26 protein-coding genes are annotated in these 24128 nt (G+C 38.7%); 17 read left to right on the top strand and 9 right to left on the bottom strand.

Annotation, left to right across the window (positions count from 1 at the left end; translation table 11 throughout):
• Window positions 1–395: 395 nt before the first annotated feature.
• A complete protein-coding gene (locus tag PHT93_RS02800; RefSeq protein WP_300239198.1) occupies window positions 396–659 on the bottom strand; it encodes a hypothetical protein in 264 nt (87 codons plus the stop codon).
• Between the two features lie 222 nt (window positions 660–881).
• A complete protein-coding gene (locus PHT93_RS02805) occupies window positions 882–1820 on the bottom strand; it encodes a Fic family protein (RefSeq protein ID WP_300239200.1) in 939 nt (312 codons plus the stop codon).
• 847 nt (window positions 1821–2667) lie between these two features.
• Between PHT93_RS02805 and PHT93_RS02810 the strand changes: the two genes are divergently transcribed.
• The 7 genes from PHT93_RS02810 (at window position 2668) to crcB (ending at window position 7288) form a co-directional block, all read left to right on the top strand.
• Window positions 2668–2928: a hypothetical protein gene (locus tag PHT93_RS02810; RefSeq protein WP_300239202.1), complete on the top strand. Its 261-nt coding sequence runs from the start codon at window positions 2668–2670 to the stop codon at window positions 2926–2928.
• An 88-nt stretch (window positions 2929–3016) separates the two neighbouring features.
• Entirely contained in the window at window positions 3017–3661 is a 645-nt protein-coding gene (locus PHT93_RS02815; RefSeq protein ID WP_300239204.1) for a bifunctional nuclease family protein, read from the top strand.
• Window positions 3658–4974, top strand: coding sequence for a nucleoside transporter C-terminal domain-containing protein (locus PHT93_RS02820; RefSeq protein WP_300239206.1), 1317 nt, complete (start codon window positions 3658–3660; stop codon window positions 4972–4974). Before PHT93_RS02815 ends, PHT93_RS02820 begins: the two co-directional genes overlap by 4 nt.
• A gap of 4 nt (window positions 4975–4978) precedes the next feature.
• Complete coding sequence (locus PHT93_RS02825; protein ID WP_300239208.1) at window positions 4979–5677, top strand: 16S rRNA (uracil(1498)-N(3))-methyltransferase; 699 nt, start codon at window positions 4979–4981, stop codon at window positions 5675–5677.
• 17 nt (window positions 5678–5694) lie between these two features.
• Window positions 5695–6186: a 3'-5' exonuclease gene (locus PHT93_RS02830; RefSeq protein ID WP_300239408.1), complete on the top strand. Its 492-nt coding sequence runs from the start codon at window positions 5695–5697 to the stop codon at window positions 6184–6186.
• 66 nt (window positions 6187–6252) lie between these two features.
• Window positions 6253–6861, top strand: coding sequence for an RNA polymerase sigma-70 factor (locus PHT93_RS02835; RefSeq protein ID WP_300239210.1), 609 nt, complete (start codon window positions 6253–6255; stop codon window positions 6859–6861).
• Between the two features lie 43 nt (window positions 6862–6904).
• Window positions 6905–7288 (top strand): fluoride efflux transporter CrcB, encoded by a 384-nt coding sequence (gene crcB / locus PHT93_RS02840; protein ID WP_300239212.1) that lies wholly within the window; start codon window positions 6905–6907, stop codon window positions 7286–7288.
• A gap of 5 nt (window positions 7289–7293) precedes the next feature.
• Here the strand turns inward: crcB and nspC are convergent, their stop codons facing one another.
• The 3 genes from nspC to PHT93_RS02855 all read right to left on the bottom strand — a co-directional run bounded on the left by nspC (window position 7294) and on the right by PHT93_RS02855 (window position 10908).
• Complete coding sequence (gene nspC / locus PHT93_RS02845; protein ID WP_300239215.1) at window positions 7294–8433, bottom strand: carboxynorspermidine decarboxylase; 1140 nt, start codon at window positions 8431–8433, stop codon at window positions 7294–7296.
• A gap of 62 nt (window positions 8434–8495) precedes the next feature.
• Window positions 8496–9716 carry a hypothetical protein gene (locus tag PHT93_RS02850; RefSeq protein WP_300239217.1) on the bottom strand — a complete coding sequence of 407 codons (1221 nt, stop codon included), beginning with the start codon at window positions 9714–9716 and terminating at the stop codon, window positions 8496–8498.
• An 88-nt stretch (window positions 9717–9804) separates the two neighbouring features.
• Window positions 9805–10908, bottom strand: coding sequence for a clostripain-related cysteine peptidase (locus PHT93_RS02855; protein ID WP_300239219.1), 1104 nt, complete (start codon window positions 10906–10908; stop codon window positions 9805–9807).
• 203 nt (window positions 10909–11111) lie between these two features.
• Between PHT93_RS02855 and PHT93_RS02860 the strand changes: the two genes are divergently transcribed.
• From PHT93_RS02860 to PHT93_RS02870, 3 genes are read left to right on the top strand one after another with little or no spacing between them, the layout of a single operon-like run.
• Window positions 11112–11921 (top strand): M23 family metallopeptidase, encoded by an 810-nt coding sequence (locus PHT93_RS02860; RefSeq protein ID WP_300239221.1) that lies wholly within the window; start codon window positions 11112–11114, stop codon window positions 11919–11921.
• A gap of 1 nt (window position 11922) precedes the next feature.
• Window positions 11923–12645, top strand: coding sequence for an SDR family NAD(P)-dependent oxidoreductase (locus tag PHT93_RS02865; RefSeq protein WP_300239224.1), 723 nt, complete (start codon window positions 11923–11925; stop codon window positions 12643–12645).
• Window positions 12646–12650: 5 nt separating this feature from the next.
• Entirely contained in the window at window positions 12651–13511 is an 861-nt protein-coding gene (locus PHT93_RS02870) for a patatin-like phospholipase family protein (RefSeq protein ID WP_300239227.1), read from the top strand.
• Window positions 13512–13525: 14 nt separating this feature from the next.
• Here PHT93_RS02870 and PHT93_RS02875 read toward each other — a convergent pair whose 3' ends face one another.
• The 4 genes from PHT93_RS02875 to PHT93_RS02890 form a co-directional block, all read right to left on the bottom strand.
• A complete protein-coding gene (locus PHT93_RS02875) occupies window positions 13526–13675 on the bottom strand; it encodes a hypothetical protein (protein ID WP_363318614.1) in 150 nt (49 codons plus the stop codon).
• On the bottom strand, window positions 13648–14217 hold the full coding sequence (locus PHT93_RS02880; RefSeq protein ID WP_300239228.1) for a hypothetical protein: 570 nt from the start codon (window positions 14215–14217) through the stop codon (window positions 13648–13650). The genes PHT93_RS02875 and PHT93_RS02880 overlap by 28 nt, the downstream gene beginning before the upstream one ends.
• Before the next feature lie 118 nt (window positions 14218–14335).
• Window positions 14336–16240 (bottom strand): heavy metal translocating P-type ATPase, encoded by a 1905-nt coding sequence (locus tag PHT93_RS02885; protein ID WP_300239231.1) that lies wholly within the window; start codon window positions 16238–16240, stop codon window positions 14336–14338.
• 50 nt (window positions 16241–16290) lie between these two features.
• Window positions 16291–16713, bottom strand: a complete 423-nt coding sequence (locus PHT93_RS02890) for a transcriptional repressor (protein WP_300239412.1) — start codon at window positions 16711–16713, stop codon at window positions 16291–16293.
• Between the two features lie 97 nt (window positions 16714–16810).
• Here PHT93_RS02890 and PHT93_RS02895 point away from each other — a divergent pair, with 97 nt between their 5' ends.
• From PHT93_RS02895 to PHT93_RS02925, 7 genes are all read left to right on the top strand, one after another.
• Window positions 16811–17344, top strand: coding sequence for an NlpC/P60 family protein (locus tag PHT93_RS02895; protein ID WP_300239234.1), 534 nt, complete (start codon window positions 16811–16813; stop codon window positions 17342–17344).
• An 84-nt stretch (window positions 17345–17428) separates the two neighbouring features.
• Complete coding sequence (gene serS / locus PHT93_RS02900) at window positions 17429–18700, top strand: serine--tRNA ligase (RefSeq protein ID WP_300239237.1); 1272 nt, start codon at window positions 17429–17431, stop codon at window positions 18698–18700.
• A gap of 178 nt (window positions 18701–18878) precedes the next feature.
• Complete coding sequence (locus PHT93_RS02905; RefSeq protein WP_300239239.1) at window positions 18879–19064, top strand: hypothetical protein; 186 nt, start codon at window positions 18879–18881, stop codon at window positions 19062–19064.
• A gap of 916 nt (window positions 19065–19980) precedes the next feature.
• Entirely contained in the window at window positions 19981–21417 is a 1437-nt protein-coding gene (gene aldA, locus PHT93_RS02910) for an aldehyde dehydrogenase (protein WP_300239241.1), read from the top strand.
• 5 nt (window positions 21418–21422) lie between these two features.
• Window positions 21423–22163: a (Fe-S)-binding protein gene (locus PHT93_RS02915; protein WP_300239243.1), complete on the top strand. Its 741-nt coding sequence runs from the start codon at window positions 21423–21425 to the stop codon at window positions 22161–22163.
• Window positions 22160–23560 (top strand): lactate utilization protein B, encoded by a 1401-nt coding sequence (locus PHT93_RS02920; protein ID WP_300239246.1) that lies wholly within the window; start codon window positions 22160–22162, stop codon window positions 23558–23560. Before PHT93_RS02915 ends, PHT93_RS02920 begins: the two co-directional genes overlap by 4 nt.
• Window positions 23550–24128, top strand: coding sequence for an LUD domain-containing protein (locus PHT93_RS02925; protein WP_300239248.1), 579 nt, complete (start codon window positions 23550–23552; stop codon window positions 24126–24128). The genes PHT93_RS02920 and PHT93_RS02925 overlap by 11 nt, the downstream gene beginning before the upstream one ends.

The following is a 24128-nucleotide window of genomic DNA, read 5'->3' on the forward strand; positions in this document are numbered from 1 at the left end:
TCCTACTCGTTAAGAATAGGCCAAACTTGTACCAACTAACCCCAAATAGGATAAGACTTGATCCTACTCGAGGCTAGTTATATCAATTTGTAAAGAACTGCAATACGTGGTTTACCGGAGGCTTACGTTTCTACTTGTTTTTTCGTACCTTTGTACCCAGAGTTTCAGGGCAAAAAGGCAACCTCAAAAGCCGAGGTACGAGCGAAAGCTACAAGACGTTGATATTCAACACCATGAACATTCAACTATTTTTGAGAATGAAATAAAATAGCTTGCCGTACCTTTTAAATTGCAAAGTGCTGAAAACTAAGAATGTGAATAGAGTGCATCGGGAAGTAAGCAAAGATAACATCTGTGATTATTTCGCCTTTTATTTCTCCAAGATAGTGTATGAGTTAATTTTCGAGTTCTATTCTTACCTTAAAATTCTTAGAAATGAAATCTTTTATGTTTTTGGCATATATTCGACATTCTATTTCAAACTCATCTGTACTAATATCATTTATGACAGCTATGCGAAGATCTTCCTTGAAAGAATCAGTTGATAATCCATGTTTTATATCTCCAATATTGCTTTCGATAACATAAACCAATCCTTCTTCTGTAACAGTAGGATAGAATAGATTCATATTTATTTTTCCTTTATCTGAACAGGGCATTATTTTGAATAAAAAGATAAAAGCCAAATGACAGAAACGCCCATTGGAGGTAATCTTCAAAAGTCGTGTTTTCTCGAAAAAAGATTGCTCTAATTAACCAAAACCAAATATAAATATTACCAGCTAAAATATATATTCGCTTAAATAATAAATCTATTTTAGCTCATAATTCGTTTTTTAATTGTCTTTTATCCATAGACTTGATGTTGTAATAATTGATAATCAATCTTTCATAATCTCCCAATATCCTCCTCTAGCCGAACCATGCCGAACAATAACACCATCCGCTGTCATTTTTTGCAAATGATATTTAACACCATCTGCAGTAATACCCAATATAACGGCTAGCTCGTTGCGTGTAATCTTGGTATTATTACGTATTTGTTCTATGATTTTATCACGAGTTGAACGTGGAGTGTTGCTTTCAAGTGCCAATGTTTCGTCAATTACACCTAAAATAAATTCAATGAATGGAGTACAACCATCTTCGCCTCCGCTAATTGCAATAGCTTTATAATATTCCTTACGATATTTATAAACGATATTTTCAATAGGTAGATTCTTGAATACAGGTCGCCAATTGGAGAGAATTAGCGTTTGCCACAATCTGCCTGTTCGTCCGTTGCCATCCGAAAAAGGGTGTATAAACTCAAATTCATAATGAAATATGCAACTCTTTATCAAAGGGTGTTCGTCTGTCATATTCAACCACTCAAAAAGGTCTTTCATCAATTGAGGTACAAGGTGAGCAGGCGGTGCATAATGAATTATCTCTTCACCCGAAGCCACACCAACACCTCCTGATCTAAAATGCCCTGCATCGTCAATTAATCCTGTCTCCATAGTAAGATGTGCTTTAAGAAGATCTTCTATGCTATTCGGATTCAATTTATCAAGCAGTTCATATGCTTTGATGGCATTTCGTATCTCTTGTACTTCATTGATTGGTGCAATAACAGGTTTACCATCCAATATCGCTGTTATTTGATCTGTCGTCAAACTGTTACCTTCAATAGCTAAAGAACCTTGAATCGTTTTTATGCGGTTTATTCGATGTAATCGTAATTCCTCTTGAGCATAGAAACTCCCTACCGCTTCGCTTATCTTGGAAACGAGGTCAATAATCTTTGGGGTGATCTTATATGGTGGTTTATATGACATATAGCAAAGATAAGAACAAATTTAATTAAGGGTAGCTAATCGGGTAGTTTATTTTAGGTAGTACTACCCAATAAAAATTCAATTTTAGCTGTTTGTTTTCCGAAAGTATTTATTGGCTTCCAACAAAATCAATCCCGTTCATATTATTGATTTACAACACATTAAAATCAATCGAATAGTTTTTATTTTTTGTGTTTTATTTTGACAAATAGATACTTTTTTCGTCCTTTTACTTACGCATAAAAAAATGTCCATCCTTGTTTTTTGATTTATAGCATCGTTTTAGACCAATAAATATTGCATTTAGACTAAAATAGCCCGTTTTTTACCGAAAATATAAAGGTTATTTTCTGAAAAATATCCTTTATATTCAAAAAAAGAATAGAATCTTTTTCCAAAAAGAATAGGGAGATTTTATCCATTGCCTTTTTTTGTTCAATTTTGATAATTCAAAAAAACGGGCATGCCGTATCGTGCGTTTTAAGTGTGGTTTTTCGGTGTTTGTTTTTCGGGTACATATATTGTCATTTTATTTAATAAAGCGCGTTAAAACAACGCTGTTGAAGCCGACGACAATTTGTCTGAAAATGACAAATTTTGCTATTATTTTGTTTTTTATTTCGCTTTTTTACATTTGCTGTCCACGATTTGTTTTAACCTATTGAGGTAATCCCATTAAAAACGACATAATCCAAGTGTAATAACAACCGGGGTTTCGGACTGATCCAAATATTGTCTATCTTCACCGTAATTCTACACAAAGGTGTTTGCACCATAATAGTGCAAATAATTTTAAAAACCGCACTGCAATAGAACAAAAATACTGTTTTTGTAAAAAACATGAAGTATGGATCACATATTGGGGTATTCAATGGTAATACGTGGGGATATTCATTATTTCCATCATATACATCTTTATCCGGAAGGGAATACTCATTTCCACAAACAAGCGTTACCGGAATACAAACAACTATTAACAGCCAAAGGTCAAAACAGCTTTGTTGAGATTACCTATGAGAAGCTTTTCAGATTAATGCGTGTTTTTTTTACTTCGGATGAACAAATTCGATGGATAGATTACTTACAAAACAGGTATATTATTGATTAATAAATTGCTGATTCGTACTCTTCATCGATTTGTCTATATGGTATTTTATATTACTTTTGTCTTCAACTAATCAGCAATAATTTTAGATGTGGATACAAAAATAAAGCTGCGGGTACAGGGATTGACTAACAGCCAAGTACAGTCGGGTGCATATGCTTTGGTGCTGGCAGAAGAAAATGGATTAAGACGAATTCCGATTATCGTTGGAACAGCTGAAGCACAATCTATTGCGATAGCCTTAGAACATATTACCCCTCCCCGACCTCTTACTCACGATTTGTTTACCAAGTTGATACAAACTATTGATTTAAAGCTGCAGGAAGTTTTTATTTACAAGTTTGAAGATGGGGTTTTCTTTTCTGAACTTATTATTGACACAGTTGACAAACAAATACGAATTGATTCACGTACGTCGGATGCGATTGCGATCGCGCTACGTATGTCATGTACTATTTATACCACTCCGGAAATAATGGAAGAATGCGGAATTATGCTTGAAGAAGACGGCACGGATTCTGACGATTCAGCGGATGAAAACGAACAGGAACAGGATCAACGGCTTGAGCCGGATGATTTAAAGGATGAAGACAAGCTGAAAGAATGGTTGTCCTTGATGTCTTCTGGTGAGTTACAACAGCGGTTGGATGAATCAATAGCTTCGGAAAATTACGAATTCGCTAAATTATATAGAGACGAACAAGATAGAAGAGAACGGGAGGATACAACTAAATGATTAATGAAACAGCGGGCTTTAGTTTTGATACACTTTGGAGAGGAATTTTAGGGATTTGCACCATCTTGGTCGTAGCTTATCTGTTAAGTAAGGACAGAAAAAAAATTGACTGGAAATTAGTTGGTGTAGGATTAATACTTCAATTAGCATTTGCTTTGGCCGTAATATATGTGCCGATTGTAGGTGCTTTTTTTGAATTATTAGGTAAGGTTTTTATTCGGTTAATGGATTTTACGCAGGCAGGGGTTGATTTTCTACTCGGTCCATATGCCTCAAAAGCAGGAGGGTTTGTGTTCCTGATCCATTCGTTGCCAGTTGTTATTTTCTTTTCAGCATTAGTCTCTCTGTTTTATCATTGGGAAATCATCCAACGCATCGTGCAGGGACTTTCATGGGCAGTAAGACGAATACTGAACATCTCAGGTGCCGAAGGTCTGGTTGTGTCGGGTAATCTATTCTTAGGCATGACAGAAGCTCCTGTGTTAATCAAGAATTATATCCCGTCTATGAACCGCTCTGAAATATTTCTGATTATGGTAGCCGGTATGGCTACAATTGCCGGTTCTTTGATGGGTACTTATATCGGATTATTATCTGGTAATGATCCTGTTCAACGTTTATTTTTTGCAAAACATCTTATTTCTGCGACAATGATGGCTATACCGGGAGCGATCGTTATTTCAAAAATGATTTATCCGCAAACGGAAACAGTAATCGACCAAACGGTGGAAACGGATAAAACAGAGTCTAATTCGACAGCACTTGAATCTATTTCTTCCGGAACGGGTATAGGTATTCGCTTAATGGTGAATATTGCAGCCATGCTGCTTGTTTTCATTGCGTTAGTAGCAATGGCCAATTATATATTAAATAATCTGATCGGTCACTATACAGGGCTAAATGATTGGATTTATCAAATAACAGAGGGTAAAAGTACAGGGCTTACTTTTCAGTTTATCTTAGGCGTATTCACCGCTCCGTTCATGTGGCTGATCGGTGTTCCTACAGAAGACATGATGCTTGTAGGTTCGTTACTTGGGCAGAAAACTATTTTAAATGAATTTGTAGCTTTTGTTCAGTTTCAGGAATGGAAAGAATTGGGACTATTCATGTCTCAGAAATCAATTATAATGTGTACGTATATACTGTGTGGTTTTGCAAATATATCTTCCATTGGCATTTTGATCGGAGGTATTGGGGTACTTGCTCCGGATAAGAGAGGAATGATTACTCGCTTAGGGCCGTACGCAATGATAGCGGGAGGTATGGTATCGATCCTGTCGGCCACATTGGTAGGAATGATTTTGGGATAAAACTATGCAATTATTTTATACACCGGAGATAATAACGAATCAGGAACTACCCAAAGAAGAAGCTAAACATTGCATTCGCGTACTTCGGCTTGGGGAAGGTTCGGAAATTAATTTAACAGACGGGAAAGGGAATTTTCACAAGGCTATTATTGAGCAAGCGCATCCGAAGCATTGTTTAGTATCAATCATAGAAACGATTCCTCAGCCATCTCTATGGCCTTTTTATTTGCATATTGCTGTTGCCCCAACGAAAAACATGGATCGTATGGAATGGTTTGCAGAAAAAGCAACAGAGATTGGAATTGATGCTATAACCTTTCTGAATTGTCGTTACTCTGAACGCCGGGAAATAAAAACAGAACGCATAGAAAAGATATTGATTAGCGCAATGAAGCAATCGCTTAAAGCAACGCTACCTTCGCTTAACGGAATGACCGACTTTAAGTCGTTCGTAAAGCAATCTTTTGAAGGGAAAAAGTTCATTGCCCACTGTGAACCCGGAGAGAAACGATTACTTAAGCAAGCCTGCCTACCGGGAGAACAGGCTCTTATACTAATCGGTCCGGAAGGTGATTTCAGTTCCGAAGAAATTGAATTAGCCCAAAAAGAAGGATTCATCCCCATATCACTTGGAGAAAGTCGGCTGCGAACAGAAACGGCAGCATTAACGGCTTGTCAAACTGTCCATTTTATCAATCAATAAACGAATAAAACGACATGATAAAAGATTTTGCCGCCATTGATTTTGAGACAGCAAATCAATATCGTACCAGCATTTGCAGTGTCGGTTTAGTCATCGTCAGAAATGGGGAAATTGTTGATCGTTTTTATAGTTTGATTCAACCGGAACCTAATTTTTATTCATATTGGAATACGCGCGTTCACGGTATTACGCAAGCCGACACAGAGAACGCCCCTGTTTTTCCATTTGTATGGAAAGAAATAGCCATACGCATCGAAGGACTCCCTTTAGTCGCGCATAACAAAGCGTTTGACGAAGGATGCCTTAAAGCTGTCTTCCGCACCTATTGTATGGACTATCCGGATTACACATTCTTCTGTACCCTCCAGTCTTCACGAAAGAAAATAAAAAACCTCCCGAACTACCAGCTACACACAGTAGCAGCTTGTTGTGGATATACATTAGAGAATCATCATCATGCCCTTGCTGATGCAGAGGCTTGCGCCTGGATTGCGCGTGAGATTATCTGACTTATATAAAGTAAATCGTATATATTTTTTTACATTTGTGTGTTAATAAAACACATTTCTGTCACTGTGAGCTCATTTTTAGAAAAAAGAATACTTGAAGACTTAAGAAAAGGTAACCGGGATGCATTTAATGAATTCTTTTGCTTCTTTTATCCTCGATTACTTGCTTATACATCTTCTATTGTAGAAAGCAAAGTGGCCGAAGATATAACTCAAGATGTCTTTTTATACGTGTGGGAGAATCGTAAAAAACTAAAAATTACGAACGGTTTCTACTCCTACCTGTTCCAGGCCGCTTATACGCGTTGTTTAGATTATTTGAAAAAGAATCAATCTGTAGAAAAATACAACTCACATGCAACGATAGAACACGCACGACTTTATGGCAATTTGATCAGTGGAGAGAATAGTGTTTTAGAAGAACTCTATTCAAAAGATTTTTACAAACTACTTTATTCTCTGCTTGAACAGATACCGGAACAAAGACGTGAGGTATTCATCCTTGCTTACATACACGGCATGAAGACGAAAGAGATTTCGGAGTTGCTAAAGATTCCACAACGGACAGTGGAAAGTCATATTTACCTGACAATAAAACATCTGAAAGATAAAATGAAGCCAAAAGATTTTCTCTTCATCTGTCAGATTTTAGCAATTTCTTCCGAGCTTCTCTGACAATCAAGTAAAGGAGATAATCAAGTACAAAAAACAGACAAAAATGATCAAACATTTATTATTAGTGACTTTAGGTGGTGGTATCGGTAGCGGATTGAGATATCTAACTACATATTGGATAATGAAACAACTTCCCAACTCTTTTCCACTAAGTACTTTTGTTGTAAATATATTGGGATGTTTTGCTATTGGTTTTTTAATGGGGTTAACTACACGATATGAAATATTCAATAATGAGTTAAGATTTTTATTAATTGTCGGTTTCTGCGGAGGATACACTACTTTTTCCACCTTTTCGGCGGAAAATATAAAACTAATTGAAATGGGGCATTACGGTATGGCAGCTTTGTATATAGCGACAAGCATATTGGGAGGAATTGCCGCTTTATGGGTAGGACATGTCTTATCCAAAATTTTAATTTCTTAATACAATCAGCTCATCCTATTCTTATAATCTTCATAACCAAACGTTCTATACAAAACAAATTCATCATTTTTGCTCCATAGCGCAAGTGCTGGGTGCGGAATACCGTTAAACATACTTGTTTTAACGATGGTGTAGTGAATCATGTCTTCAAAGATGATCTTATCTCCGATTTGCAGCGGTTTTTCGAATGACCAGTCACCCATAAAATCACCGCTGAGACAACTGTTTCCACCTATTCTATAAGTTGGCTTTCCCTCTATTGCATCTGTTGCATAACGAATAACCGGTTTATAAGGCATTTCCAGACAATCCGGCATATGGCACGTAAATGAGGCATCTATAATAGCCGTCTTAATTCCTTTGTTTTCCACAATATCAACTACTGTTGTCAACAAAAATCCGGTTTGCCAGGCAAAGGCACTTCCCGGTTCCATAATAAGTTCCAGATTAGGATATTTAGCTTTAAAGGCTTGCAAGAGCTTGATCAAATGGTCAATATCATATCCCTTACGCGTCATCAAATGACCTCCTCCCATATTTAACCATTTGATTTTAGAAAGAAGATGCCCAAAACGCAATTCTACTTCTTTCAGAGTTTTCTCCAAATCATAAGAGGAAGATTCACACAAGGTATGAAAATGTAGCCCTTCTATCCCCTCCGGTAACACATTTCCTAATTCATCGGCAATCACACCCATTCGTGAACCTGGAGCACAAGGATTATAAAGGTCTGTTTCCACAACCGAATATTCGGGATTTACCCTTATACCACACGAAACCCGATTTCCATCGGCTTGAACCATCGGATAAAAACGATTAAACTGAGCAACAGAATTAAATGTTATATGACTACTATATTTCAATATTTCAGGGAAATCAGCTTCTGTATAAGCCGGAGAGTAAGTATGTGCCGGACTTCCCATTTCCTCATAAGCCAACCGGGCTTCAAAACGAGAACTGGCAGTTGAATAAGGTATATACTCACGTATAATTGGAAAAGATTTCCACATGGCAAATGCTTTAAAGGCAAGAATTATATTCACCCCGGCATTGTCTTTTACGTGTTTTATCAAAGATAAATTATTTCTTAATAGTTTCTCTTCCATCACATAACATGGTGATGGTATTTTATTGAAATCGATCATTCTGTTTTATTTTCTATATTTCGAAGCAAAGATAGCTAACTGTTACAGAACGTAAAGAGACATCAATACTTTTTCAACAGGAAGGATGGATTTATACGTAAATATACACCGGCAGAGAAAGAGGTTTTGTTTTGTAACCCAACAGCCTTAGTGCTATAAATATCAACATCTACGCCAAGAGAATAATTATTTCCGAAAGTACGACTGTATTCAAAACCTGCATAAACTGTAGAACGATCTTTATAGACCGTAGTCTGATCCACTGTGGAAACCGAACCATAATAAGGAATACCAAAAAGAGAAATAAAATTCGTTCCTTTCCAATATCCCGTTTTCAGTCGGAAATCTGAAACATCCGCTGTCAAAGCGAAATGAAATGCTGTTCCATCATCGACCGGCCAAAGTTTACCTGCTTGCTGATAATATCCGAGCATACTAAACTCGGCCGTTAATTTCTTGAAAACACGATATCTTGCATTCCAATCCATTCCAATACCGGCCGCTGCATTCATCAAGGTATTAACAGAATTCGTTTGTATCGTATCTATCTCTCCCCCTCTATGTTGAGCCAATACTTGTATTGGAGAATAGAAATGAAAGTCTGATTGAGTGCTATTGTATTTGATTTTCGAAGACAGTCCAAAAGTAAATGCTTCCTGATGGATATCATTTTTAAAAATAAAGCTTTGCCAATTCACCCAGACATCGGCATCAAAGAAGCGGGATTTATACAATAACTGAGCACCCATCTCAGGATCAGCCGTCAGGTTTAATTCCGGATTATATAATGGTAGAATTAGCTGATGGTTAGCACCACCATATATATCACCTAAAACCAAGTCTAAGTGTTTCGATAAAGAGACATGTGCCCGCAGAAAAGGCAATAAACGAATTCCATGTTGGTAGCTATCCGGATTCCAGCTCGAAATATCCATATAGGCGTAAGACGGATAACGTTTTGTTCCATAGTAATATAATGTATGAATACCTCCTTCTAATTTTATATTTTCCAAAGGTTGGTAAACGACCTTCCCGTTCAACCAGAAACCGGGGAGTGTATGTCCTTTTAAAATATCCCCTTCATATTCGTTATTCTTAAAGAAGGTAATATTATCAATTTCAAAAGAGAGCTCTCCCTTCTTTTCCGGCAGAATTGTATTGTCCTCAATATATACCCGTTCATTAATCTGAGCCGACAAGGAAGCGACTGTTTCTATACCCAATAAAACAATAAGAAAGAGAAAGCGCATTAGTTCTTTTTGGCAAAATATAGAGTAGTTCATGAAAATTCTTTTTTGTATTCACCCTATCAATATCTATAGGCGGTACAAATGTGCAAAAAAAAATCGCATAAAACTGAATGTTCTACATTCATTGCGCAATCGCTTGCGCCCATTTTGTCCTTTTATATTCTCCATTCAAATAAGGAAAACGTTCTTGCGCGATATACGTCGTCAGTCCTGAATAATGTTCAATTTTGAAACCGCCATAATTTAGGAGAAACGTGGGTGAAGCTTTTTTGTTGATAACACATTTTTCTAACAAAAGGGCTAATTCTAACTTAGCATATTCTGTTTTTGTCAAACGCGCGAAATGTTGTTCAAAGTCGAAAAAGAGATGGTTGCTACTTCTGTCAAATACCTGTATGCCATCTATAGAAGGGAATTCCTCGTCTTTCGTATTTCTTCTCACCCACTCAGCCAGCTTTTCTAATTCTGATGTCCGGATAAGATTTAAAGTCACAGATTTAAAGGAACTTTCTTCTCCTAAATAGTCATATACATCCGTAAAAAAAGAAGACAAATCCGCCTCTGCCAGAAATAAACTATTAATTGAAGTCTTGTACACTTCCTTAAAGCCGGGCGACAAGATCTCTGCAGGTGAAGATAGAACATATTCTGTTTTATCTTTCAATTCATAGGCTACTTCAATTCCTCCCATATAACAAGCCTCAAAAACAATAAAGTCAAACAATGCATCAGGAATAGCATCTGCAAAATCAGGCAGATTCATCCATGTATTGTTATCTTTAATAATGGAACGGGGTGAATTAAGAGTTGCATCCGGTAACCACCCTGATGCGTGAGAGAAAACAACCAAACCATAAGAATCGGCCGGGCATTCTTCGACGGTTCGTTCGATTACTTTTGCCAAAACCTTGGCATCAGCAGAGTTTTCACTCGGAACTTCATAGATTATCCGCGATTTATTTTGTTTTTTATTTCTGTAGATAACTTCTAATTTTGCTCCATCCGGCAAATCTTGATAAATTACCAAATTGCCTCCTTCGCCGTTCCATCCTTCAACAATTGCATCCCGTTTATCTTCATAGGCTTGATTCAGGTCATTGTCCCGACCGATATAAACAAGGAGCGTTCGTTTTAAAGGATCAACTTCACAGTCATCTTCTACACAAGAAGTTAGAGACAACAATATAGCAAACAACAAACTTGACAAAACAATAGAAATGCGCATTTTTGACTAATTTTTCTTAGTAATAGAAATAAGTACACAAAAATAGTCTTTTTATCAATATATTCTGTTTTTTAAGATAATAATACGATATAAGAGAAAAACATCATCAAGAATCAAGACATATCTATCTTTTTTCATTATTTTTGAAGCTTTTAGTTGCCTACAGGTAATTATAAACTCGTTTCGTATTATAATTTCAGAAAATGACTGTGATTAAAAAAGTTATATTAATCATATTTTATATAGGAATCCTTGCGGGTATTACGACTTGTTCAACGCGTAAAAATGTTCAGGTCACTAATAAAACGAATATTTATCCTGTAAAATATCCTTCTTTAGTAATACCAACTCATTCTGCTGAATTAATTGCAGAATTCCCCACGCCTCCTCAACCCGCTTTGCAAAAAGCTGAGAGAAGACCGGTAACAACAAAATTCAGTGCTTTTCAGACCAAGCATGTCAAAGCAACAGATCCTTTGCTCTTTAATTCAGGAAATACCATTATTATAGATTTCTCAACTATTTCAGAGCAGGAATATGCATTTCCTTTGCCGGGCGGAAAAGTTATTTCGGATTACGGAGGGAGAAGAAGGGGACATTCCGGCATAGATATTAAAACTTGCGCAAAAGATACTATAGTTTCCGCTTTTGATGGTATTGTACGAATGGCAGCTCCTTACGCCGCCTATGGAAATGTTATTGTAGTCCGTCATTACAATGGATTAGAAACAGTATACAGTCATAATTCCAAGAATCTGGTAAAACCGGGTGATCCTGTAAAGGCCGGAGAACCGATTGCACTTACAGGACGTACGGGAAGGGCGACAACAGAACATCTGCATTTCGAAATAAGAATAAACGGAGAACATGTTAACCCCAATATCTTTTTCGATTTTAGTCAGCGGATACTCCGAAAAGAATCATACCTATGCGTCCGTAATGGGCAGAAAATTACGGTAAACAAGATTGATCCATTCCCATATCAGGAACAATATCTTTCAAGCTATCATTGACATGAAGCGTATATTAATCATAGGAGCGACTTCGGGAATAGGATTGGAAACAACACGTTGTTATATCCAAAAAGGTTGGCGTGTCGGTATTGCAGGAAGAAGGATCAATGCCCTGCAGGAACTGCAGAATCAGTTTCCCGATCAGGTTGCATATGAAGCATTCGACATTACCTCTCCGGATGCCGCAGAACATCTGAACTCGTTGATACAAAAGACGGGGGGGATGGATATTTTCCTGCTTAGCTCGGGCATCGGCAGTCAGAACAAAGAGTTAAATCCGGAGATAGAGCTGAATACCGTTCGTACGAATGTGGAAGGTTTTACGCGAATGGTTACAGTTGCATTTGATTTCTTTAAAAGACAAGGTTTTGGTCATATTGCTGTTATCAGTTCCATTGCAGGAACAAAAGGAATTGGGGTTGCTCCCTCCTATTCTGCAACCAAACGTTTTCAGAACAATTACATACAGGCCTTAGCCCAATTAGCACATCTTAAAAAATTAAACATCCAGTTTACGGATATACGTCCCGGATTTGTTGAAACGGATTTATTGAAAGACAGAGCATATCCTCTTTTGATGAAAGCAGATCAGGTAGCTGTTAAAATAACGCAAGCTATCGAGCGCAAGAAAAGAATTGTCGTAATTGATTATAAATACAAAATCCTCGTATTCTTCTGGAAGTTAATTCCCGGATGGATATGGGAGCGGTTATCAATAAAATAACAATCATGCCAGATAAAGAAGCGAAAGCACCTTACAAATTAGGCCTGGCTTTGGCAGGTGGTGGAGCACGTGGATTTGCTCATCTTGGAGCCTTTGAGGCCATTGAAGAACTTGGATTAAAACCTGATATTATTTCAGGAACAAGCGCAGGCTCTTTAGCCGGTGTTTTTTATGCTGATGGTTATACACCGCAAGAGACCTTGAAACTTTTTAAAAATGTCAAATTCACCGAATTGGCAACGACTTCTTTACCGCGAAATAGTTTTTTTAAGATGAACGGACTAAGGACTTTTCTTAAAGAAAACATTCGTGCAAAGACATTTGAAGAATTACGCATCCCTCTACGGGTTATGACTTCCAACATTGAAACCGGCGAAAGTATCCTCTTTGATAAAGGTGAACTTATTGAACCGATTCTGGCTTCTTGTGCTGTTCCTATTGTCTTTGAACCAATAGAAATCGGAGGAAAATACTTGGTTGACGGCGGTCTTTTTGTGAACCTTCCGGCTTCAGTAATCCGCGATGATTGCGAGAAACTGATTGGTATAAACATAAGCCCTCTTTGTCCGCAAAAATATAACAGATCATTCAAATATATTATTGAGCGGTCTTTACATTATCTTATGGTAGCTAATGCCTTACCGGACAGAGATATTTGTGATTACTTAATCGAATCGACGGAGATTGGGAAATTTCCGCTTTTTGATCTGAATAAAGCTGCGGAAATTTACAAGACCGGATATATAGTTGCGAAACAAACGTTAGAGAAAAACAAGGAGCGCATTAAGCAAGACTTTTTCAGCCCGATCAAACAAGAACCAGCTCTTTCTTTCCTACAGCGATTAGCTAACGCCTTTAGAAAGTAAAGAAATCGGACTGTTCAACGATTTTGTTGCTTCACGAAATTATCCAGAAAATTATCTCTATAGGCATTACCGATAGAAACAATATGACTTTTTATATAAATCTCATTATTGTCGTACGAATCGATATGCTTCGTATTTACGATATATGATTTGCTAACACGAATAAAAGTTTGCTTGGGTAATCACTTTCTTCAGCAATATTTAATAGGGCCGCTATCTGAACACCTTTTACGCGTTTGGCAACATTTATTACGCCGGCCAACTGAGTTCCATCCAGATTACCGGCCACATTCATGACTCCTGCAATCTGCGTTCCGCTATATGCTCTGGATGAATTGGCCACACCTGCCATCAGAATACCGTTACCCTCTCCGCCAATTCCGTTATAAACACCGGCTAATTGAAATCCGGAGCTACTGTTTCCTACATAATTGGTTACACCGGCTAATTGGAATCCGGAAGCATTTTCTTTAACAAGATTGGCGACTCCTCCTAATGTGAAGACATTTTCATTCTTTGAAATCCCCGCGATTATATTTAAAGAAACTTGATTCGTGTACTGTGAAGCAAATATTCCCTGTGTACCTAACGGCGGCACAAACGTAAGTTGAAAAGAAGATTTTCGTTCTTCTGATGATTGAGCGTACAATAGTCCGGCGCTAAATAAGATAAGCCCCATTGATAAAAACATTTTCTTAGCATTCATACTGATAATCTTTATAAAATTTGTTGTGGGCAAATATAGACGAACAAACAGATGCATAAAAATATAATATACAACAGGGCGTTTATGATAGACAAAAACAAAATTAAGTCTCGTTCTATCAGAATTTCTTGCCTAAACCACGGACTGAATTCAGTATGGCAAGTAGAGCAACCCCTACGTCTGCAAACACAGCTCCCCACATTGAAGCGATTCCCAAAGCTCCAAGTAGCAAAACAAGAAGCTTGATAGAAATAGCCAGAACAATATTTTGAAGGACTATACTTCGTGTATATTTCGCGATCCGTATAGCCGTTGCAATCTTAGACGGTTGATCGGTCTGAATAATGACATCAGCCACTTCAATTGCCGCATCGCTCCCCATTCCACCCATAGCAATACCCACATCGCTCAAGGCTAATGCCGGGGCATCATTAATACCATCACCTACAAAGGCAATGCAATTTGTTTTATCTGCCTTGAGTTCTTCTATATGGCTTACTTTCTCTTCCGGTAATAAATCCCCATAGGCTGCGGTCAGTCCTAATTTACTTGCCAACTTTTGCGTTATAGTTGATTTATCACCACTAAGCATAATCGTGTTTCGTATGCCTAATTCTTTCATCTGTGTAATTGCATCAGCGGCATCTTCTTTTTCCTTATCCGCAATAGTTATATAGCCAATATATTCATTATTATAGGCAACAACAACATTCGTATCGACAACCTCATCAACCGCAGAATCATAGGATATACCATATTTCTTTAGAAGCTTAACGTTACCGGCCAAAACTGTTTTACCGTCTAATTCACCTTCGAGTCCATGTCCCGGTATTTCTTTTACATTGATGACTTCTAACTTCTGTCCTGAATCTTTTGTGTACGCAGTTATTGCTTTTGCTATCGGATGATTCGAGAATGACTCAATAGCAGCAGCTAAAGCAAGTAATTGCTTGTCGTCACCTGTCGCAGAATGTATCTCTTGTACATCAAAAACACCATGAGTCAACGTTCCAGTCTTATCCATCACAACGGTATTAACGTGCGTCATCAGATCAAGATAGTTCGCTCCTTTAAAAAGAACCCCATGTTTTGATGCAGCTCCGATTCCACCGAAATACCCCAGCGGCACGGATATAACCAAAGCGCAAGGGCAGGAAATAACCAAGAATACCAACGCTCTGTAAAGCCATTCGCTAAACACATAATCTGCGACAAAAAAGTAGGGTAATAAAGTCAGCGCAACAGCCAAAAAGAAAACAGCCGGAGTATAGATACGGGCAAAGCGACGTATTAATAGTTCTGTCTTTGCTTTTCGGGAAGAAGCATGTTGAACCAGTTCCAGAATTTTAGCAAGAGAACTATCAGAATACGTCTTGGTAACTTCTATTTCAACAACATTATCTAAATTAATCATACCGGCTAAGGCTGTTTCACCATCGCTGATTCGTTTAGGTTTACTTTCACCGGTAAGGGCAGACGTATTAAAACTACCTTGAGACAAAACAAGTATTCCGTCAAGAGGAACCCGTTCTCCCGGTTTGACACGTATCTTTTCGCCAATCTTCACTTCTTCCGGTTTAACAGTCACAAAGGCTCCATTTCTTAGCACAGATGCAGAATCCGGTCGTATATCTAATAATGCTTTTATGTTTTTCTGAGCTTTACTTACTGCAGAATCCTGAAACAATTCACCGACACTGTAAAACAGCATAACAGCAACTCCTTCCGGATATTCCCCGATTGCAAATGCGCCAATTGTGGCGATCGACATCAATGTAAATTCATTGAAAAAATCTTTTTGCAGAATAAACTCAGCAGATTCTTTAAGTACCGGAAAACCAACAGGTAAATAAGCAATTATATACCATATTAACCTAACATAACCTTTAAAAAACGAATCCGGCAAAAAATGGTCTAACGCAAGACCTGTTAAAAGTAAAATAAAACTAATACTTGCAGGAAGATATTTTTTCCAATGCTTTTCTCTTTCCTGTCCATGTTCATGTTCATGTGAATGTCCCATAATCATTGTCTTTAATCATCAAAAGCAAAAGTAAGGATGTTTTTGTGCAACTAAGTTGCAAACTTTGAACAGGCATCACACAATCCTTTCAAAACAAAGTTTACATTTTCCAATCGGAAACCCTTGGGTAATTGAACAGTCGGAATAGAGATACTCTCAAAGCAAAATGTTTTTTCGCATCTGCGACAGGTAAAATGCACATGAAGGTCTTTTAAAGAACACATACAGTCAGGACTACAAACAGAATATTTCATTGTTCCCGAACCATCATCTATACTATGAATAAGCAAATGATCATGAAACAACGTTATCGTGCGGGAAAGTGTTGACTTATCTACAGTATCTAAAGCTTCTTCTAAGCTACCCAAACTAAAAGCCTGTTTTGAAGCAAGCATTTCTTTTAACACCAATAACCGAACCGAAGTAGGCTTAATGCTTCTTTCTTCAAGCCGTTTTATTAATGACTCCATAATAATCAGTAATTTGTTCTTTCAAAGGTACAACCTTCTCTTTATTTCTCCACCTCTTCTTCTATCTTTGTACTTACGTTCTTACGTAAATTAACAGTCTATGTTTGAAAAACGTTTCTTATTTTCAGGTCTATTTTTCTTTTTTGTCGCTCTGTTTCTGTCCTCCTGTAGCAGTAAGCAGCAAGTTACTCTTCCTCCTAATTTTAAGGGTCCGAAAGAGTTAGGAAGAATATATGGCATGCGGATCACTCCGGATGACAATATCTACCTCTACAATGCGGGCGCTCACTGGATAGGAACACCTCATCGTTTGGGTGGCATGAACAGACGTGGGGTGGATTGTTCTGGGTTCGTAAATATTCTCTATCAGGATATTTATGGAATAAAATTAGCCCGCTCGTCGGCCGAAATGCTGAAAAAGAATTGTCGGAAAGTGAGCCGGGGAAAACTCAGGGAGGGAGATCTGGTTTTCTTCCAGACCGGAAGAGGTAAGAAGAAAACACCGAATCATGTGGGTATCTATCTGAAGAATGGACGATTCATTCATGTAAGCACTTCCCGAGGTGTTATGGTAAGTAGTCTGAGCGAACCTTATTATATGCGGACATGGATCACCGGAGGGCGCGTTAAGTAGTTTTTCTTCCTGTATTACTATACAACACTTCCTTTTTACGTATCTTTGCTTCACTTAATGAACAATAAATAGAGAAGTTAACGTATGCTGACGCTTAAAGTAATTACGGAAAATCCCGATGCAGTAATCGAGGGATTAGCAAGAAAGCATTTTGATGCGAAAGAATTAATAACGAAAGTTATTGAGTTAGATAAAACAAGACGAAACACGCAGGTTGTGTTAGATGCGAATCTGGCAGAACTTAATTCCATATCGAAAACCATCGGGCAGTTGATGAAAGAAGGTAAAAAAGAGGAAGCAGAGGCAGCCCGTGCCAAGGTAAACGAAATGAAGGAGGGCAATAAAGTCCTTGAAGAAACGAAATCCAACGCAGAACAGGAAATTCAGAACATATTAGTATTGATCCCCAATCTTCCGCACTCATCTGTTCCAGAGGGCAGAACGGCTGAAGAAAATCTGGTGGAAAGAAGCGGAGGTGTTATACCCGAACTGGGTGAAGAAGCTTTACCACACTGGGATCTGGCAAAAAAGTACGATCTGATCGACTTTGAATTAGGTGTAAAAATCACAGGGGCAGGTTTCCCTGTATATAAGGGATATGGTTGCCGTCTGCAACGGGCATTAATCAATTTCTTCTTGGATAATGCGCGTGAAGCAGGTTACTTAGAAATACAACCTCCTTATGTAGTAAATGCGGATTCGGGATACGGAACAGGGCAGTTACCGGATAAAGAAGGACAGATGTATCATGCAACAGCTGATGATCTTTATCTTATTCCGACGGCAGAAGTTCCTGTTACCAATATATACAGAGATGTGATCCTGAATGAATCGGATCTTCCGGTTAAAAACACAGCTTATTCAGCTTGTTTCCGCCGTGAAGCAGGTTCATACGGAAAAGATGTACGCGGGTTGAATCGTTTACATCAGTTCGATAAAGTTGAAATCGTTCGTATTGACAAACCGGAACATTCTTACGACTCTTTGACTGAAATGGTCAACTACGTTCAAACATTGGTGGAAAAGTTAGAACTTCCCTGGCGTATTCTTCGTTTGTGTGGAGGTGATATTAGTTTTACTTCTGCATTAACGTTTGACTTTGAGGTGTATTCTGCAGCTCAGAAACGTTGGTTGGAAGTTAGTTCGGTCTCTAATTTCGAAAGTTATCAGGCTAACCGACTGAAATGTCGTTATCGCGACGAAAATAAGAAAACGCAATTATGCCATACATTAAATGGTAGTGCGTTAGCATTACCCCGTATAGTTGCCGCTTTACTTGAAAATAATCAAACCCCGGAAGGAATCCGCATACCAAAGGCATTAGTTCCCTATACAGGATTTAAGTTGATCAAATAACGACGATTCATTCCGGAAATTTAAGGGCGTTTCCGCGTATAAAAAAGGAGACAAAAACACCGGTTTTACGCCTAAAAATTTAGTGCTGAAAATCAACGGATGTATTACACTGAAAAATATAAAGGATATAATTGCAATTATATCCTTTATATTTTTTTCTATATTACTATGCCTTTTTTTGGATCAGGCAAAATATCCGGTTGTTATGGTAATCACCCATCGTGATACGTCTATACTGCAAACTGGCATTTTAGAGGCCAATGTCATCAACTCAAACTTCTTGCTCCACTTTAGTCTTACTATTCATCGAATAATTCCGGCTGAAAGCCGAGTATATATCAGCCCAACACAACGTGTTGGGTAATAGGACACCCTTCCTTTGCGGCCTGAAAGGACAGTATAAACCTACCCTAACAGTTGGGCTATAATATAGCAGGCTTTCAGCCTTAAAGCCAAACTGTATAGCTTAAGTTGATGACATTGGTTTAGAGACTACGCTGAGCAGAGGCTTCCAACAAAATCAATCCCGTTCATATTCTTAATTTACAATACCTTAAAATCAATCGAATAGTTTTTATTTTTTGTGTTTTATTTTGACAAATAGATACTTTTTTCGCCCTTTTACTTACGCGTAAAAAAATGTCCATCCTTGTTTTTTGATTTATAGCATCGTTTCAGACCAATAAATATTGTATTTAGACTAAAATAGCCCGTTTTTTACCGAAAATATAAAGGTTATTTTCTGAAAAATATCCTTTATATTCAAAAAAAGAATAGAATCTTTTTCCAAAAAGAATAGGGAGATTTTATCCATTGCCTTTTTTTGTTCAATTTTGATAATTCAAAAAAAACGGGCATGCCGTATCGTGCGTTTTAAGTGTGGTTTTTCGGTGTTTGTTTTTCAGGGACATATATTGTCATTTTATTTAATAAAGCGCGTTAAAACAACGCTGTTGAAGCCGACGACAATTTGTCTGAAAATGACAAATTTTGCTATTATTTTGTTTTTCATTTCACTCTTTTATATTTGCTGTCCACGATTTGTTTTAACCTATCGAGGTAATCCCATTAAAAACGACATAATCCAAGTGTAATAACAACCGGGATTTCGGACTGATCCCTTTTTTTTGAGTCAGAATCACTCCCATTTTTACAAGTTTTTATGTCAAATATTAAATACGAAGCGGAAAAGCATTTCCTAAATTTGTAGATGACCGGATTTGTACCGATCCGATATAAGCGATTAATTTGTTTTCCTACTATACTTAATTTATATAATTATGAGAAATCTGAAAATGTTCATTGATGGCAAGTTCATTGAGAACAAAGCCGAAAAATGGATCGATGTTTTGAATCCTTCCACTGAAGAAGTTATTGCCGTCCAACCGGATGGAACTGTTGAAGATGTACGTTCGGCAATCGATGCTGCCGACAAAGCGCAACCGGCATGGGAAAAGCTTCCCGCTATTCAACGTGCAGGTTATCTGATGCGTATTGCTGAAGGAATACGGAAAAGAGAAAAAGAATTGACGGATATTATCGTAGCAGAGGGCGGTAAGACACAAGGGTTGGCTAATGTTGAAGTACTTTTCACTGCCGATTATATTGAATACATGGCCGGATGGGCACGTCGTTACGAAGGTGAAATAATTCAAAGCGACCGTCCTCATGAAAACATATTCTTGTTTAAGAAACCTATTGGGGTGACTACAGGTATTTTACCCTGGAACTTTCCGTTCTTTTTAATTGCCCGAAAAGCGGCTCCCGCCTTGGTAACGGGAAATACGATTGTAATTAAACCAAGCCAGATAACCCCGATCAATGCCTACGTTTTTGCGGAAATCGTTGAAGAGGTTGGCTTGCCGGCAGGAGTATTCAATCTGGTTAACGGACGAGGCTCCGTGTTAGGTCGTGAACTGGCTTCAAACCCGAAAGTAGGTATGGTCAGCCTTACGGGAAGCGTAGAAGCAGGACAACAAACAATGGCGGCAGCTGCACCTAATATCACGAAAGTGTCGCTTGAATTAGGAGGAAAAGCTCCTGCTATCGTTATGGACGATGCCGATTTAGATTTAGCGGTTAAGTCTATCATCGCATCACGTGTAATTAATACCGGACAAGTATGCAACTGTGCTGAAAGGGTGTATGTACACAGTAAGGTAAAAGACTTGTTTATTGACAAATTAGTTGCCGGTATGAAACAGGTGAAAGCAGGAAATCCGGCGAAAATAGCTGATCTTGACATGGGACCGCTTGTTGAAGAGAAAGCATTAAAGACAGTTCAGGCAAAAGTAGAAAAAGCAATCAGTCAAGGTGCAAAATTGGTCTGCGGAGGTAATAGAATCGGAAATAAAGGTTACTTTTACGAGCCGACAGTATTGATCAATGCTACACAGAAAATGGACATCATTCAGGAAGAAACGTTCGGTCCTGTTCTGCCCGTTGTCGAGTTTACCGACATTGAAGATGCAATCGCCTGGGCAAATGATTGTGAATACGGATTAACTTCTTCGGTTTACACACAGAACTTAGACACTGCATTCAAACTGGTTCGTGCACTTAAATTTGGCGAGACATATATTAATAGAGAAAACTTTGAGGCAATGCAGGGATTCCATGCGGGCTGGCGCAAGTCCGGCATCGGAGGAGCAGACGGCAAACATGGTTTAGAAGAATACCTGCAAACACATGTAGTGTACCTCGAAACAAAAGCTTAGTGTAAATGAAAATAGGGTTATTTATCCCTTGTTATGTAAACGCAGTCTATCCTGAGGTGGGTGTTGCCACTTATAAATTATTGGATTACCTTGGTTTAGACGTAGATTATCCTTTGGAACAAACCTGCTGCGGCCAGCCTATGGCCAATGCAGGCTTTGAGGACAAAGCGATTCATTTGGCCGAACAGTTCGACCATATCTTTGACGCTTACGATTATGTGGTGGGGCCATCCGCCAGTTGTGTTGCTTTCGTCCGGGAGCATCACCCCGATTTATTGAAGAAAGAAGGACATGTATGCCGTACAAGCAGTAAGACTTACGATATCTGTGAGTTTTTGCATGACATTGTAAAAGTGGACAAACTTCCGGGACGATTTCCGCACAAGGTGAGCGTTCATAACAGTTGTCACGGAGTGCGTGAACTTCATCTCTCTTCTGCCAGTGAATTAAACATTCCTCCGTTTTCAAAAGTGAAGGATTTACTTTCGCTAATGGAAGGCATCGAATTATTCGAGCCGGCTTATGTGGACGAATGTTGCGGTTTCGGGGGTATGTTCTCTGTCGAAGAACCTTCCGTTTCAGTCTGTATGGGACAGGACAAACTACGTAACCATATTCAGACAGGGGCAGAATATATTACGGGAGCAGATAGTTCTTGTCTGATGCATATGCAGGGAGTAGCTAAACGTGAAAATCTGCCGATCAAATTTATTCACGTAACGCAAATATTGGCATCAGGGTTATGAGTACGAAACATACAAAAGCCGCTGATCTGTTTATAGAGAATAAAGAACAGCAGGTGTGGCACAATAAAACTTTGCATTTTGTACGGGATAAACGAGACAAAATGGCCATGCAACTTCCGGAATGGGAAGTCTTACGGGAAACGGCGCATAAGATTAAAATGCATACGATAACGCATCTCGACCACTATCTGGATTTATTTTCAACCCGTGCGGAAGCCAACGGCATACAAGTACATTGGGCTAAAGACGCGGAAGAACATAATCAGATTGTGTACGAGATTCTGCAAAGTCATAAGGTGAGAAAATTAGTAAAAAGCAAGTCCATGCTTGCCGAAGAATGTCATCTCAATCCGTACCTTATAGACAAAGGGATCAACGTTGTAGAAAGTGATTTGGGTGAACGTATTCTGCAATTACTGAATGAGCCACCCAGTCATATTGTTATGCCGGCGATCCACCTGAAACGACAAGAAGTAGGCAAACTTTTTGAGGAAAAACTGCATACTGAAAAGGACAATAGCGACCCGACCTATTTAACTCGTGCTGCAAGGGCGCATCTGCGTGAAGAATTTCTAACAGCCGATGCCGCCATGACAGGCGCAAACTTTGGAGTTGCCGAAACAGGAGATATCGTGGTCTGCACGAACGAAGGTAATGCCGATATGGGCACTGCTCTCCCACCCCTGCATATTGTGACGATGGGTATGGAAAAAGTTATCCCCAATCTGCAATCACTTTCGGTTTTTATCCGCTTATTGGCTCGTTCTGCGACCGGACAGCCGGTCACAGCCTATACGTCTCACTATCGCAAACCTCGTGAAGGGTGTGAAATGCACTTGGTTATTGTGGACAACGGAAGAAGTGAAGCTTTATCGAATGAAGACCATATACAGACACTTAAATGTATCCGCTGTGGTGCTTGTATGAATACATGTCCGGTCTATCGTAGAAGCGGTGGTTATTCTTATACTTATTTTATTCCGGGCCCGATCGGTATAAATCTGGGCATGCTTCATGCTCCGAAAGAATATTACGACAACCTCTCTGCTTGTTCACTCTGCTATTCGTGTAATAATGTTTGTCCTGTCAAAATCGATCTGGCAGATCAGATCTATAAGTGGCGGCAAAATCTTGATTCGTTTGGCAAGGCAGATCCGATGAAAAAGGTCATGTCTGAAGGGATGAAATTCATGTTTGAGAGACCCGCTTTATTCCGGACAGGACTAAAAATGGCGCCGATCGTCAACCACATGCCTCGTCCGCTTATTTACAACGGACTGAATGATTGGGGAAAAGGACGTGAACTTCCGCAATTTGCTTCCGAATCGTTTGCCGCGTTATGGAAAAAGGGAAAAGTAAGTGCAGCCAATCAAAAAAGAAGTAATCATGAGCAATAAAGCAGCTATAATCAATCGCGTAAAACAACAGATCCGCACCCAATACGATATGCCGGTGCTTCCGATTAAAGGTATCGAATATGCCGACAAAATCGCACAGTTTAAGGAAACGCTTCGTGCAGTGGGCGGTGAAGCTGTTGAACTAAAACAAGGAGAAGACCTTGATACTGTGATCAGTTTACATTATCCGGAAGCCAAAACGATTGCATCGAATCTGGAAGACACGACATTAGCAACCATAAGCCCGGACAACGTGAACTCTGCTCATGATTTGAAGAACATTGATCTGGCGATTGTTCGCGGAGAAATAGGCGTTGCAGAAAATGCCTGCGTATGGGTTCCGCAATTAATGAAAGAGCGGGTGATTTGTTTTATCTCCGAATACTTAGTTATTCTATTGGACAAAAACTCTGTTGTGAATAATATGCATGAGGCTTATGAGCAAATAAATTTTCATGATAGCTGCTTTGGTGTCTTTATTTCAGGCCCTTCGAAGACAGCAGATATAGAACAAGCGCTTGTTGTTGGAGCTCACGGTCCAAAAGGAGTATTGGTGATACTGCTTTGA

This window comes from Massilibacteroides sp. (assembly GCF_028705895.1).
In the GTDB taxonomy this organism is placed as follows: domain Bacteria; phylum Bacteroidota; class Bacteroidia; order Bacteroidales; family Tannerellaceae; genus Massilibacteroides.

What these genes read in the sequence shown, in the direction of transcription:
- PHT93_RS02800 (WP_300239198.1), bottom strand. Translation starts at nt 659, where the DNA reads ATGCCCTGTTCAGATAAAGGAAAAATAAATATGAATCTATTCTATCCT.
- PHT93_RS02805 (WP_300239200.1), bottom strand. Translation starts at nt 1,820, where the DNA reads ATGTCATATAAACCACCATATAAGATCACCCCAAAGATTATTGACCTC.
- PHT93_RS02810 (WP_300239202.1), top strand. Translation starts at nt 2,668, where the DNA reads ATGGATCACATATTGGGGTATTCAATGGTAATACGTGGGGATATTCAT.
- PHT93_RS02820 (WP_300239206.1), top strand. Translation starts at nt 3,658, where the DNA reads ATGATTAATGAAACAGCGGGCTTTAGTTTTGATACACTTTGGAGAGGA.
- PHT93_RS02825 (WP_300239208.1), top strand. Translation starts at nt 4,979, where the DNA reads ATGCAATTATTTTATACACCGGAGATAATAACGAATCAGGAACTACCC.
- crcB (WP_300239212.1), top strand. Translation starts at nt 6,905, where the DNA reads ATGATCAAACATTTATTATTAGTGACTTTAGGTGGTGGTATCGGTAGC.
- nspC (WP_300239215.1), bottom strand. Translation starts at nt 8,433, where the DNA reads ATGATCGATTTCAATAAAATACCATCACCATGTTATGTGATGGAAGAG.
- PHT93_RS02850 (WP_300239217.1), bottom strand. Translation starts at nt 9,716, where the DNA reads ATGAACTACTCTATATTTTGCCAAAAAGAACTAATGCGCTTTCTCTTT.
- PHT93_RS02855 (WP_300239219.1), bottom strand. Translation starts at nt 10,908, where the DNA reads ATGCGCATTTCTATTGTTTTGTCAAGTTTGTTGTTTGCTATATTGTTG.
- PHT93_RS02860 (WP_300239221.1), top strand. Translation starts at nt 11,112, where the DNA reads ATGACTGTGATTAAAAAAGTTATATTAATCATATTTTATATAGGAATC.
- PHT93_RS02865 (WP_300239224.1), top strand. Translation starts at nt 11,923, where the DNA reads ATGAAGCGTATATTAATCATAGGAGCGACTTCGGGAATAGGATTGGAA.
- PHT93_RS02870 (WP_300239227.1), top strand. Translation starts at nt 12,651, where the DNA reads ATGCCAGATAAAGAAGCGAAAGCACCTTACAAATTAGGCCTGGCTTTG.
- PHT93_RS02880 (WP_300239228.1), bottom strand. Translation starts at nt 14,217, where the DNA reads ATGAATGCTAAGAAAATGTTTTTATCAATGGGGCTTATCTTATTTAGC.
- PHT93_RS02885 (WP_300239231.1), bottom strand. Translation starts at nt 16,240, where the DNA reads ATGGGACATTCACATGAACATGAACATGGACAGGAAAGAGAAAAGCAT.
- PHT93_RS02895 (WP_300239234.1), top strand. Translation starts at nt 16,811, where the DNA reads ATGTTTGAAAAACGTTTCTTATTTTCAGGTCTATTTTTCTTTTTTGTC.
- serS (WP_300239237.1), top strand. Translation starts at nt 17,429, where the DNA reads ATGCTGACGCTTAAAGTAATTACGGAAAATCCCGATGCAGTAATCGAG.
- aldA (WP_300239241.1), top strand. Translation starts at nt 19,981, where the DNA reads ATGAGAAATCTGAAAATGTTCATTGATGGCAAGTTCATTGAGAACAAA.
- PHT93_RS02915 (WP_300239243.1), top strand. Translation starts at nt 21,423, where the DNA reads ATGAAAATAGGGTTATTTATCCCTTGTTATGTAAACGCAGTCTATCCT.
- PHT93_RS02920 (WP_300239246.1), top strand. Translation starts at nt 22,160, where the DNA reads ATGAGTACGAAACATACAAAAGCCGCTGATCTGTTTATAGAGAATAAA.
- PHT93_RS02925 (WP_300239248.1), top strand. Translation starts at nt 23,550, where the DNA reads ATGAGCAATAAAGCAGCTATAATCAATCGCGTAAAACAACAGATCCGC.